This is a genomic window from Stenotrophomonas sp. 109824_Sma (genome assembly GCF_056480025.1).
The window spans coordinates 3831533-3844191 of record NZ_CM151078.1 but is presented as its reverse complement, the minus strand read 5'-3'; the positions used below and the strand labels follow the sequence as shown (position 1 = coordinate 3844191).

Genomic DNA, 12659 nt, shown 5'->3' with positions numbered 1-12659 from the left:
CGTTCTCCTGGGATGGCGGGGAGGCGCAGGCCTCCGGGCTGTCGTTGGGTACGGCCCGGTTATAGCACAGGCCCCCGGATGCCCATGTGGCACAAGGCCCGGCGCCTGCCGGACGGGCGCGCAACCGGGCCGCTCTGGTAAAGTTGCGTGCCCGCCCCCCGGGGAAGCGTCTGCCGGGCCTGGTTCCAGGATGTTCCGCGCAGCCCCCGCCGTCCTGGCGCGATCCTCCGCGCCGGATCTGGAACATCGAGGAAAAATCTTGCGAAATCAACCCGTTGGATCCCCCGCATGAGCGCCCCGTCGAAGCCGTCGGACGCCGTTGCGCGCGGCACGCTGTACATCGTCGCCGCCCCGTCCGGTGCCGGCAAGAGCAGCATCGTCAATGCCACCCTGGCGCGTGACCCGCAGATCGCCCTGTCGATCTCCTTCACCTCGCGCGCGATGCGCCCGGGTGAGGTGAACGGCCAGCACTACCATTTCGTCTCTGCGGAAAAGTTCGAGGAAATGATCGCCGCTGGCGACTTCTTCGAGCATGCCTGGGTGCACGGCGACTGGAAGGGCACCGCCCGCCAGTCGGTGGAACCGCAGCTGGCCGCCGGCCAGGACGTGCTGCTGGAGATCGACTGGCAGGGCGCGCAGCAGGTGCGCCAGCTGGTGCCGGGCACGGTCACCGTGTTCATCCTGCCGCCGTCCAAGCAGGCCCTGCAGGACCGCATGCGCAAGCGCGGCCAGGACAGCGAGGCGGTCATCGCCCAGCGCCTGGGCGCGGCCCGCGATGAGATGCTGCACTTCAACGAGTTCGACTACGTCATCGTCAACGAGGTGTTCGACACCGCGGTGGACGAGCTGTGCGCCATCTTCACCGCCAGCCGCCTGCGCCGGGAGGCCCAGAAGGTCCGCCACGCCGGCCTGATCCAGGCCCTGCTGACCCCCGATCCGGGCGCAACTGACTGATTCCAAAAGAATCGGGTAGGGGTTGGCTTGATTTTGTCCAGCCCCTGCCAGTACACTCCGTCCCCTTTCCCTCATTCGACTGAGCGGCCGACCGGTCGCCGGGAGCCCGTATGGCCCGCATCACCGTAGAAGATTGCCTGGAAGTCGTTAACAACCGTTTCGAACTGGTCATGATGGCTTCCAAGCGTGCCCGCCAGCTCGCCAACGGCGTGCAGGCCACGCTGGACAACAGCGAGACCGAGGACAAGCCGACCGTGCTGGCGCTGCGCGAAATCGCCGCCCGCAAGATCGACAACGCGCTGATCGACGAAGTCGAGAAGGCCGAGCGTGAGCGCGCCGAGCGCGAAGCGCTGGAGTGGGCCGCCGCGGAAGTGGTCGCCGACGAAGACATGTCCAAGAACGACGATTGATCGCATCGATCAACGTAATCGTTGGATGTGCCGAACAGCCCGCCCCGTGCGGGCTGTTTCGCATTCAGGATTTGCCGTAAACGTCGCGCTGGAATAGGCTGCGGGCATGAACCCAGGCCCCACTGCCAAGGTCGCCGCAGCCCCCACTGCCGCCGTACCCGACTACGTCCTCCAGCTTGAACGCGCCGCCCATTACCTGCCGCCGGAACAGCTGCCGCTGTTGCGCCGTGCCTGGGAAGTCGGAGCCTCCGCGCACGCTGGGCAGACGCGCAAGTCGGGCGAGCCCTATATCACCCATCCGGTGGCCGTGGCCCAGGTGCTGGCCGAGCTCGGCCTGGACGTGGAAGCGCTGATCGCCGCGATCCTGCACGACACCATCGAAGACACCCCGCTGACCCGTGAGGCGCTGGCCGCCGAGTTCGGCGAAGCCGTGGCCGAACTGGTCGACGGCGTCACCAAGCTGGACAAGCTGAAGTTCCGCGATCGCCAGGAGGCTGCCGCCGAGAGCTTCCGCAAGATGCTGCTGGCGATGTCGCGCGACCTGCGCGTGATCATGATCAAGCTGGCCGATCGCCTGCACAACATGCGCACGCTGGGCGCGCAGAGCCGCGAAGCACGCGGCCGCATCGCCCGCGAAACGCTGGAGATATACGCGCCCATCGCCCAGCGCCTGGGCATGAGCCTGGTCAAGAGCGAGCTGCAGAATCTGGGATTCAAGGCGCTGTACCCGTGGCGCCACGCCATCATCGAAAAACACATCCGCAGCCAGCCGGTGGTGCGCCGCGAAGCGATGGCGCAGGTGGAGGTGCAGCTGTCGCAGCGCCTGGCCAAGGAGGGGATCGAGCATCGGCTGATCAGCCGCATCAAGACCCCGTGGAGCATCTACAACAAGATGCGCGACGAGAACAAATCCTTCGACCAGGTGATGGACGTGTTCGGCTTCCGCCTGGTCGTGCGCAGCGTGCCCAGCTGCTACCACGCGCTGGGTTCGGTGCACGCCACCTTCAAGCCGCTGGATGGGCGCTTCCGCGATTTCATCGCCATTCCCAAGGCCAACGGCTACCAGTCGCTGCACACCGTGCTGTTCGGGCCGTATGGCTCGCCGATCGAAGTGCAGATCCGTACCGAGGAAATGGACCTGATCGCCGAACGCGGCGTGGCCGCGCACTGGACCTACAAGTTCGGTGGCGATTCGCCCAACAGTGCACAGAGCCGCGCCCACGCCTGGATCGTCGAGCTGATCGACTCGCAGCGCGCCGCCGGTTCCTCGCTTGAGTTCCTCGACAACGTCAAGGTCGACCTGTTCCCGGACGAGGTCTACCTGTTCACCCCGAAGGGCAAGATCCTCGCCCTGCCGCGCAACTCCACCGCGCTGGACTTCGCCTACGCCGTGCACACCGACGTCGGCAACATGGCGGTGGCTTCGCGCGTGGACAAGAAACTGGTGCCGCTGCGCACCAAGCTGGTGTCGGGCCAGTCGGTGGAGATCATCACCGCGCGCTCGGCCACGCCGAAACCGCAGTGGCTGGAATTCGTGGTCACCAGCAAGGCACGCACCGCCATCCGCCACCAGCTCAAGCAGCTGGAGCATGAAGACGCCGTGCAGCTGGGCCACCGCATGCTCGACCGTGCGCTGGAAGCGATGGATTCGTCGCTGGAGCGGCTGCCGAAGGGGCGCCTGGATGCGTTCCTGGCCGAACACCGCTTCCCGCGCCTGGAGGCGCTGCTGGCCGAGGTCGCACTGGGCAACTGGATGCCGACCCAGGCCGCGCAGGCGCTGATGGCCTACGCCGAACTGCGTGGCGGCCCGCACTCGCGCCACCATTCGCAGGAAAAGATCCTGATCAACGGCAGCGAGCGCGGCGTGGTGACCTTCGCCGGCTGCTGCCAGCCTATTCCGGGCGACGAGATCATGGGCTACCACACCGCCGGCAAGGGCATCGTGGTGCACCGCATGGACTGCCCGAACCTGGCCGAACTGCGCAAGTCGCCCGAGCGCTGGGTGCCGATCGGTTGGGACACCACCGTCTCCGGCGACTACGACACCTCGCTGGTGGTGGAAGTGGAGAACGGCACCGGCGTGCTGGCGCAGCTGGCCGCCGCCATCGCGCAAAGCCACTCCAACATCGAGCGCGTGGACTACCTGGACCGCGACTTCAACGCCGCCGTGCTGGCGTTCAACATCCAGGTCCGCGACCGCAACCACCTGGCCGAAGTGATGCGCCGCCTGCGCCGCCTGTCGGTCGTGCAGTCGGTACGCCGCCAGTAGATCCACGCCATGCGTGGATGATTGCGTGCTCGCCGGGAATGGCCCGTCGTTACCGGTTGCATCGCAGTAGATCCACGCCATGCGTGGATGTTCCCGGTAGTGCCGGCCGCTGGCCGGCAACCTCGCGATGTCGGCAAACGTTCATGGAGTTGCCGGCCAACGGCCGGCACTACCATCACCGTGCGGGGGCAGAGCCGTTTCCCGCCGGGAAACGGATCCGACCCCAGCCGATACCGCCCCCACCCGGTACAATCACCGCTCTGTTTTCCCCCAAGCACCGGAGCGACCCATGTCCCGCCAGATCATCAACACCGAAAAGGCACCCGCCGCCATCGGCCCGTACTCGCAGGCCGTGCGCGCCGGCAACACCGTGTACTTCTCCGGCCAGATCCCGCTCGACCCGGCCACCGGCGACATCGTCGGCGCCGGCGACGTCGAAGCGCAGGCCCGTCGCGCCTTCGACAACCTCAAGGCCGTGGCCGAAGCCGCCGGCGGCTCGCTGGACAAGGTCGTGCGCCTGGGCCTGTACCTGACCGACCTGGGCGAGTTCGCCAAGGTCAACGCGGTCATGCAGGACTACTTCCAGGCCCCGTACCCGGCCCGTTCCACCATCGAAGTCTCCGGCCTGCCGAAGGGCGCCAACTTCGAGGTCGACGCGGTGATGGTCATCGACTGACCGCCACGTGGCACGCAAGGCGGCGGTCACCCCGGTCCTGTCACCGTCCGGCGAAGCATCCCTGGCGATGCTTGCGGGCGTGGGCCCGGCCGTGGCCGCCAAACTGCAGGCGCGTGGCCTGGCCACCCTGCAGGATCTCTGGCTTCATCTGCCGCTGCGCTATGAAGACCGGACCCGGCTGACCCGCATCGAAGACCTGCGCAACGGCGTGCCGGCGCAGGTGGAAGGGCGGGTGGTCGCGGTCGAGCGCGGCATGCGCTACCGGCCGATGCTGAAAGTGGCGATGGAAGACGAAGGGCAGGGCACCCTGGTGCTGCGCTTCTTCCATTTCCGCCAGCAGCAGGTCGGCCAGTTCGCGGTCGGCAACCGGCTGCGCTGCTTCGGCACCCCCAAACCCGGCCATCTCGGCCTGGAAATCGTCCATCCCAGCTACCAGGTGCTGGGCCGCAACGACGATCCCGAACTCGGCGACCGCCTCGACCCGGTGTATCCCACCGTCGAAGGCGTGGGCCTGATGACGATGCGCAAGCTGATCGGCCAGGCCCTGGATCGCCTGCCCGAGGAAAGCACGCTGGAACTGCTGCCCAGCGGCTGGCTGGATGGCCTCGGCCTGCCGTCGCTGCGCAGCGCGCTGCTGACCGTGCACCGGCCACCGCCGGATGCCGATCTGGCCGCCTTGGCAGCAGGTACCCACCCGGCGCAGCGTCGCCTGGCGATGGAAGAACTGCTGGCCCATCACCTCAGCCTGCGTCGCCAGCGCATTGCCTTGCAGGCGCACCATGCGCCGCCGCTGGCCGGCCCCGGCAAGCTGGCCAGGGCGCTGCTGAAGCAGCTGCCGTTCGCCCTGACCGGCGCACAGGCGCGCGTGTTCAAGCAGATCCGTGAAGACCTCGCGCGCCCCAGCCCGATGCTGCGGCTGGTGCAGGGCGATGTCGGCTCCGGCAAGACCGTGGTGGCCGCACTGGCCGCGATGCTGGCGGTGGAGCAGGGCAAGCAGGTCGCATTGGCCGCCCCCACCGAACTGCTGGCCGAGCAGCATCTCAACAATCTGCGCGGCTGGCTGGAACCGCTCGGCGTGCGTATCGCCTGGCTGGCCGGCAAGGTCACCGGCAAGGCGCGCGCCAAGGTGATGGAACAGGTCGCCAACGGCGAAGCGCAGGTGGTGGTCGGTACCCACGCGCTGATGCAGGAGGCGGTGGTGTTCCAGGATCTGGCCCTGGCCATCGTCGACGAACAGCACCGCTTCGGCGTGCACCAGCGCTTGGCGCTGCGCGACAAGGGCGCGGGCGGCAACAGCGTGCCGCACCAGCTGGTGATGACCGCCACGCCGATTCCGCGCACGCTGGCGATGTCCGAGTACGCCGACCTGGATGTCTCGGCCATCGACGAACTGCCGCCAGGTCGCACCCCGGTGCAGACCGTGGCACTCAACAACGACCGCCGTCCCGAACTGATCGAGCGCATCGCGCTGGCCTGCCAGGAAGGGCGGCAGGTGTACTGGGTGTGCACGCTCATCGAGGAAAGCGAAGAGCTCGACGCCACCCCGGCACAGGCCACCTACGAGTCGCTGCAGGCGCTGCTGCCGGGCGTGCGCGTCGGGCTGGTGCATGGCCGCCTGAAGGCCGCCGAGAAGCTGGCGACGATGGTGGCGTTCAAGGCCGGTGAGATCGACCTGCTGGTGGCGACCACCGTGATTGAAGTGGGCGTGGACGTACCGAATGCCTCGCTGATGGTGATCGAGAACGCCGAACGCCTCGGCCTGGCGCAGCTGCACCAGCTGCGTGGCCGCGTGGGCCGTGGTTCGGCCGTGTCGCGCTGCGTGCTGCTGTACCAGGCACCGCTCTCGCAGATGGCGCGCGAGCGCCTGCAGACCATGCGCGAAACCAACGATGGTTTCGTCATCGCCGAGAAGGATCTGGAGCTGCGTGGCCCGGGTGAACTGCTGGGCACCCGCCAGACCGGCCTGGCCGGTTTCCGCATTGCTGATCTCGCGCGCGACGCCGGCCTGCTGCCTGGCGTGCATGACCTGGCCGAGCGCCTGCTGGACCAGCAGCCCGCGCTGGCCGACCGCGTGGTGCAGCGCTGGATCGGCACCGCCGTGCGCTACGCCTCGGCGTAAGCGGCGGGGTCAGAGCCCTTTGCACAGCAAAGGGCTCCGACCCCATCCCCGGGACGCTCATCCACGCATGGCGTGGATCTACTGCACGCTGCGCGCGTGAGTCGAGCATGGCTCGACTCTACAGAGAGCCGATTCGATCAATCCGTGGATGTGTCGACCAAGGTCGACACCTACCAGAGCAGAACGCCGTTCCGACAGGCCGCGGGAAATTGTCGAAGGCGGGGTGGGTCCGGTGGCGGGGGCGTGAGCGCCATGGATGGCGCGACCGAGGCTACATGGACGTATTCACGCCGTCCCCCGCCATCGGGCCCACCCCGCCATCCCACGGATAGCCAGCTTTTGCTCTTGCCGTTGCTCCTGCCTCGGCGGGTGCAGGGCGCAGCCCTGCCAGAACCCCCACACCCGTACTTGCAACGGTCATCATCCCGGTCCACACTTCGTTGCCGATCTGAAGACGGCAACGATGACCCACAAGATCCCCCTGTTGATCGACACCGACCCCGGTGTGGACGACGCCCTGGCCCTGCTGATGGCCTTTGCCGATGAACGGCATGACGTGGTCGCCCTGACCATCGCCGCCGGCAATGTCGGCCTGCAGTACACCGTCCGCAACGCCCTCAAGCTCTGCGACATCGTCGGCCGCGCCGACGTGCCGGTGTTTGCCGGAAGCCCGGATCCGCTGCTGCATCCCTCCGTCGACGCTGCCCATGTGCACGGCCGTGATGGTTACGGCGACGTGGACCTGCCGCCGCCGAGCCGCCAGGCTGAGGCCGAGCACGCTGCGCTGGCCATCCTGCGCCTGTCGCACGAGCATGCCGGCGAACTGATGCTGGTGATGCTTGGCCCGCTGACCAACCTGGCGCTGGCATTGAAGCTGGACCCGACCCTGCCCCAGCGCATCAAGCGCATCGTGGTGATGGGCGGGGCGGTCACCTGCCACGGCAACATCACCCCGGCGGCCGAATTCAACATCGCCTTCGATCCGGAAGCGGCGCATGTGGTGTTTACCTCGTTCAAGCACCTGCTGGTGTCGGACTGGGAGGCCACCGTCGCCCACGGCCTGCCGCTGGAAGAAGCCGAGAAGTGGCTGCAGGCCGACTCCGATCGCGCCCGCTTCTACGAGCTGATCTCGCGCAAGACCCGTGGCCTGTCCGAAGACAGCAAGGGCGGCCGCTGGTACACCGCCGATGCGGTCGCCATGGCCTGGGCGCTGAACCCGGAAGGGCAGCTGCAGGTCGAATCGCGGCCGCTGAACGTGGAGCTGAACGGCACGTTCAGCCGCGGCGCCACCATCGTCGACTGGAACCGCCAGACCGGCCAGCCGGACAACTGCGATCTGCTGATGGCCTACGACCAGCAGCGTTTCGAGGCCCTGGTGCGCCAGGCCCTGGGCGCGGACTGAAGCCGATTGACCGGCACCGGTTGCCCCCGGCGGCAACCGGTGCTTATAATGCCGCTCTTGACCACCAGCCCATTTACGGTGTGAGCCCATGAAGGCCGATATCCATCCGAACTACCGCGACGTCGTCTTTCATGACGTCACCTCCGATTTCAAGATCCTGACCCGCTCGACCATGGCGACGAAGGAAACCATCAAGTGGGAAGACGGCAACGACTACCCGCTGGTGAAGGTTGAAATTTCCTCTGCTTCGCACCCGTTCTACACGGGCAAGCACAAGGTCATCGACACCTCGGGCCGTATCGACAAGTTCCAGAAGCGCTACGCGCGCTGATCTGTCGATCCAGCTTCGAACCGACGGCCGCGCTCTGCGCGGCCGTTTGTTTTTCCCCAACGCCTACCCAACGGGCGTTTGGATGGACGGAACACTGCGTTCGTGTGACAACGCTTTTGCCGATCCGGGCCGCTTGCTGGCCGGGTTCTGGCCGCCTGCCGTCTACGACTTCTGTCTAGCGCCGGGCAAATGCTGCTGTGCGATAATGGCGTGATCCCCGGCACAGGCCGAGGACGTCATTCACGTGCCTGACCAATGCGCTTGGGCAGGCGCCTTCCCATGAAGGAGCGCACACAGTGTCCGATCTTGATCAGGTCACGCTCAACGCCGGCGATAAGTCCGTCGTTCTGCCCGTCATCAAACCCACCCTTGGCAACGACTGCGTCGACATCGCGAAGCTGACCAAGGAAACGGGGTTCTTCACCTACGATTCCGGCTTCACCGCGACGGCCAGCTGCAAGTCCGCCATCACTTACATCGACGGCGACAAGGGCGTGCTGCTGTACCGCGGCTACCCGATCGAACAGTTGTCGGAAAAGTCGAGCTACGTCGAAGTGGCCTACCTGCTGATCAACGGCGAGCGCCCGAGCGCCGAGCAGCTGAAGGCCTTCACCGATGAGCTGACCGCCGAAGCCAACGTCGATGATTCGATCAACACGCTGATCGGCAGCTTCGCCAAGGATGCCCACCCGATGGCCATCCTGGCAGCCGCGATCGCGCAGCTGTCGGCCATCTACCACGACTCGCTGGACCTGTCCGACGCCGAACAGCGCCGCCAGGCCGCCGTGCGCCTGATCGCCAAGGTGCCGACCCTGTCGGCGCTGATCTACCGCCACGGCAAGGGCCTGCCGGCCAACAAGCCGGACACCTCGCTGGACTACGTCAGCCGCTTCCTGAAGCAGACCTTCGAGTCGGCTGACGGCCAGTACGATCTGAACCCGGACGTGGTCAAGGCGCTGGACCTGCTGTTCATCCTGCACGCCGACCACGAGCAGAACGCCTCGACCTCGACCGTGCGCCTGGTCGGTTCGACCGGTGCCAACCCGTACGCGTCGGTCGCCGCCGGCGTCACCGCGCTGTGGGGTCCGGCCCACGGCGGTGCCAACGAAGCCGTGCTGAAGATGCTGGAAGAGATCGGCACCGCCGACAACGTCGAGTCCGCCGTGGTCAAGGCCAAGGACAAGACCTCCGGCTTCCGCCTGATGGGCTTCGGCCACCGCGTCTACAAGAACTTCGATCCGCGCGCCAAGGTCATCGGCGAGATGACCAGCAAGGTGCTCAAGCAGCTGGGCGTGCAGGATCCGCTGCTGGACGTGGCCGTGAAGCTGGAACAGGCCGCGCTGCAGGACGAGTACTTCGTCGCCCGCAAGCTGTACCCGAACGTCGATTTCTACAGCGGCATCATCTACAAGGCGCTGCAGATCCCGACCGAAATGTTCACCGTCATGTTCGCCCTGGGCCGTACCTCCGGCTGGGTCTCGCATTGGCTGGAACAGCAGGTTGACCCGGAAATGAAGATCGGCCGTCCGCGCCAGGTCTACACCGGCAGCGACGTGCGCGACTACCAGGGCTGATCGCCCGCGTAGGTTGTGCCGAGAACGCCCCGCATCCGCGGGGCGTTTTTTTTTGCTTCGGCTCTGTTGGCTGCCAACCTTGGTTGGCACGCTTTCGACACTCGCGAAAAACCATCGGTAGGTGCCAACCTTGGTTGGCACGCTCTTCACCGCGGCAAGACCGCGTGATTCAAGGGTCTCGCCAGCTTCACAAGCGCTCGCGCAGCCTCAGGACGCTAGCTGCATCCGCAGCATCTGATCCGGAGCGTCCGTCCCATGAGTACCCGATTCGACCCACCCGAGCGCGGCCCGCTCGGCCCAGACGTCGCCACTGTTGTCACCGCCCCTGTCGTCGCCCCTCCCAGCGAAAGCGCCGTGTCCTGGGGCGCGATCTTTGCCGGTGCCGCCGCCGCCGCTGCACTCTCCCTCATCCTGCTGATTCTCGGCGTGGGCCTGGGGCTCTCCTCAGTGTCGCCGTGGTCGTTCGAAGGCGTCAGCAAGGAAACCTTCGGTTGGTCCAGCATCATCTGGCTCACCTTCACCGCGCTGGCGGCTTCGGGTCTGGGGGGCTATCTGGCCGGTCGCCTGCGTACCAAGTGGACGCAGATCCACGGCGATGAAACCTACTTCCGCGATACCGCGCATGGCTTCGTGTCGTGGGCGGTGGCCACGCTGCTCACCGCCGGTCTGCTCACGTCGGCCATCGGTGGGGTGCTGGGCACGGGCGCGAAGGTGGCAGGTGCCACGGCTGGTGCTGCAGTATCCACCGCCGGCGTTGCCGCAGCGGGCGCCGGTAGCGTTGCGGCGGCTGCGCCGGAAGGCGACCTCAACTACTGGGTGGACTCGCTGTTCCGCAGCGCCACCAGCGCAGGGCCGTCTGATCCTGCAACGCCGCCTCCGCCGGGTGCGCCGATGGATCCGAATGCCGCCCCGCCACCGCCGGTCGCAAGCGTCGACCCGCGCGACGCGCGCATGGCCGCACCGCCGCGTCCGATGCCGGGCAATGGCCCGGTGGCTGACCGCCGTGAAGTGCGTGCCGAGGTGAATCGCATCATCGTCAACAGTCTGCAGGGGGACGGCCTGGACCCGGCCGACACCCAGTACCTGTCCCAGCTGATCGCGCGCGAGACCGGCATGAGTCAGGCCGAAGCGCAGGCGCGCGTGACCGAGGTGCAGACGCGCATGCGTGCTGCACTGGAAAAAGCCAAGAACACCGCAAAGCAAGCGGCCGACGACGCCCGCAAGGCAGCAGCGTATGCCGCGCTGTGGCTGTTCATCACCCTGCTGATCGGCGCGTTCTTCGCCAGCCTCAGCGCCACCTGGGGCGGCCGCCGTCGCGACCTGTAACCCCCGTTCCATGCAAGGAGACCTGCCGTGAAAATGATTCTGCTCTGGTTGTTGGGCGTGCCGATTCCGCTGCTGATCCTGTACGCGATCTTCTTCTGATCGCGCGCCAATGCGAGGTCCACGCATGCGTGGATGGCTATTTGTAGAGTCGAGCGGTGCTCGACTCCCGCGTGCAGCGCGGACAGCAGCCGAGCACAGGCTCGAATCTACAAAACCTTGCTTCAGGATCTGAACGAATTCTGACACTGAGTGTCGCTTTCACATCTTTTCGGATCTATTGCATAGGCGTCACATCCGGGGCGATAGAACCTGAGGGTACCTACCCAGCCATGGAGAACACCCATGAACCGACTGCTTGCCATTGCCCTCATTGCCACACCGTTGGCCCTGCTGAGCCCACAGGCCTTCGCGCAGTACACCGGTCCAGGTGCAGGAAGCGCTGCAAGTACCGTCGCCGATGCGCGCGCCCAGCGCGACGACCACCCGGTGGTGCTGCGAGGCACCCTGGTTGCCAAGCTTGGCCACGAGCGTTACCAGTTCCGCGACGCCAGTGGCCAGATCGAAGTGGAGATCGACGACGAAGACCTGCCGCCGCAGGCCATCGGTGCCGATACCGTGGTCGAGCTGCGTGGCAAGGTCGACACGCATCGGTTCAAGCCGACCGACATTGATGTTGATCACGTCACCGTGGCGCCCGCCGGTTGAGGATCGCTCGCAATTGCGACATGTAGAGTCGAGCCATGCTCGACTCACGCATGCAGCGCGAACCGCAGTCGAGCACGGCTCGACTCTACAAAAGCAAAGCAATGAGGTTTTTTGCATTTACCGGATGAGGGAAATTGCATAACCCTCAAACATTGAACGCCTTCAAGGATTCTCCTTAACGTTCAATGTTTTAGGAAAGCTTGAATGGCCTGCACAGCAAGGGATTTCTAACATTCTCTCCGTCGCCCGCACCCATCCCCGCGGGCGGCGCTTCCCTCCCTTTTCTCCTTGGGGAGGGGAGCTTTCATATTCCCCCTTGTCCGAGAGAGACAACCCATGCACGCCACTATCAAGAAGGCCGCGCTCGCTGCAGCGCTGGCCACGGCTTCGCTGTCCGCGCACGCCGTGGAAACCAAGATCTCCGTCTACGCCGACGTCGACCCGACCCTGGCCCTGCTGCGTGATGATGGCAGCGCGCTGCCCGATCTGATCACTCTGACTCATGACCCGATGCGCGGCCTGATTCCGGACACTCAGCGCGTTCGCATCCATACCAACGATCAGGACGCCGATATCGAAGCCAAGATCGGCGGCGCATTCGTGCTCGCCAATGGTGACGGCAAGGTCACCGTGCCGATGACGGTCAGCCTCAACGGTCGCGATCTGGGCCTCACCCCGATTGAGTACGCTGCAGCCGATCTGTTCACCGGTGCCGGCTCCACCCCGGGTGCGTCGATCTCGATGCCGCTGGTCATCTCACAGACCACCCCGGCCCCGATCGCCACCAAGGGTGCGTATACCGGCGTCGTCAACATCGTGTTGAACCAGAAGGCCACCACGCCGTAATTCCCGCGCCGGCCCGTACGCCGGGCCGGCTGCCTTACCCGCGGTAC

Annotated in this window: 11 protein-coding genes; all 11 read left to right on the top strand. The window is 66.1% G+C overall.

All coding sequences use genetic code 11. The features are described 5' to 3' along the window. Window positions 1–288 precede the first annotated feature (288 nt). The 11 genes from gmk to ACZK1G_RS17975 all read left to right on the top strand — a co-directional run bounded on the left by gmk (window position 289) and on the right by ACZK1G_RS17975 (window position 12612). On the top strand, window positions 289–954 hold the full coding sequence (gmk, locus tag ACZK1G_RS18025; protein WP_014038334.1) for a guanylate kinase: 666 nt from the start codon (window positions 289–291) through the stop codon (window positions 952–954). Window positions 955–1064: 110 nt separating this feature from the next. Continuing rightward, window positions 1065–1364: a DNA-directed RNA polymerase subunit omega gene (gene rpoZ / locus ACZK1G_RS18020; RefSeq protein ID WP_005410877.1), complete on the top strand. Its 300-nt coding sequence runs from the start codon at window positions 1065–1067 to the stop codon at window positions 1362–1364. A 106-nt stretch (window positions 1365–1470) separates the two neighbouring features. Further along, window positions 1471–3633 (top strand): RelA/SpoT family protein, encoded by a 2163-nt coding sequence (locus ACZK1G_RS18015; protein ID WP_005418955.1) that lies wholly within the window; start codon window positions 1471–1473, stop codon window positions 3631–3633. 289 nt (window positions 3634–3922) lie between these two features. Further along, complete coding sequence (locus ACZK1G_RS18010) at window positions 3923–4309, top strand: RidA family protein (protein WP_005410875.1); 387 nt, start codon at window positions 3923–3925, stop codon at window positions 4307–4309. A gap of 7 nt (window positions 4310–4316) precedes the next feature. Beyond that, window positions 4317–6428, top strand: coding sequence for an ATP-dependent DNA helicase RecG (gene recG, locus ACZK1G_RS18005; protein WP_197622064.1), 2112 nt, complete (start codon window positions 4317–4319; stop codon window positions 6426–6428). A 463-nt stretch (window positions 6429–6891) separates the two neighbouring features. Continuing rightward, window positions 6892–7830, top strand: coding sequence for a nucleoside hydrolase (locus ACZK1G_RS18000; protein ID WP_049442726.1), 939 nt, complete (start codon window positions 6892–6894; stop codon window positions 7828–7830). Between the two features lie 88 nt (window positions 7831–7918). Next, entirely contained in the window at window positions 7919–8161 is a 243-nt protein-coding gene (locus tag ACZK1G_RS17995; RefSeq protein ID WP_010484049.1) for a type B 50S ribosomal protein L31, read from the top strand. A gap of 296 nt (window positions 8162–8457) precedes the next feature. Further along, window positions 8458–9735 (top strand): citrate synthase, encoded by a 1278-nt coding sequence (locus ACZK1G_RS17990; protein WP_053461289.1) that lies wholly within the window; start codon window positions 8458–8460, stop codon window positions 9733–9735. Between the two features lie 255 nt (window positions 9736–9990). After that, window positions 9991–11061 (top strand): hypothetical protein, encoded by a 1071-nt coding sequence (locus ACZK1G_RS17985; protein ID WP_101766017.1) that lies wholly within the window; start codon window positions 9991–9993, stop codon window positions 11059–11061. Window positions 11062–11403: 342 nt separating this feature from the next. Then, a complete protein-coding gene (locus tag ACZK1G_RS17980; RefSeq protein WP_101766016.1) occupies window positions 11404–11766 on the top strand; it encodes a NirD/YgiW/YdeI family stress tolerance protein in 363 nt (120 codons plus the stop codon). Window positions 11767–12102: 336 nt separating this feature from the next. Further along, on the top strand, window positions 12103–12612 hold the full coding sequence (locus ACZK1G_RS17975; RefSeq protein WP_101766015.1) for a CS1 type fimbrial major subunit: 510 nt from the start codon (window positions 12103–12105) through the stop codon (window positions 12610–12612). Window positions 12613–12659: the final 47 nt, after the last annotated feature.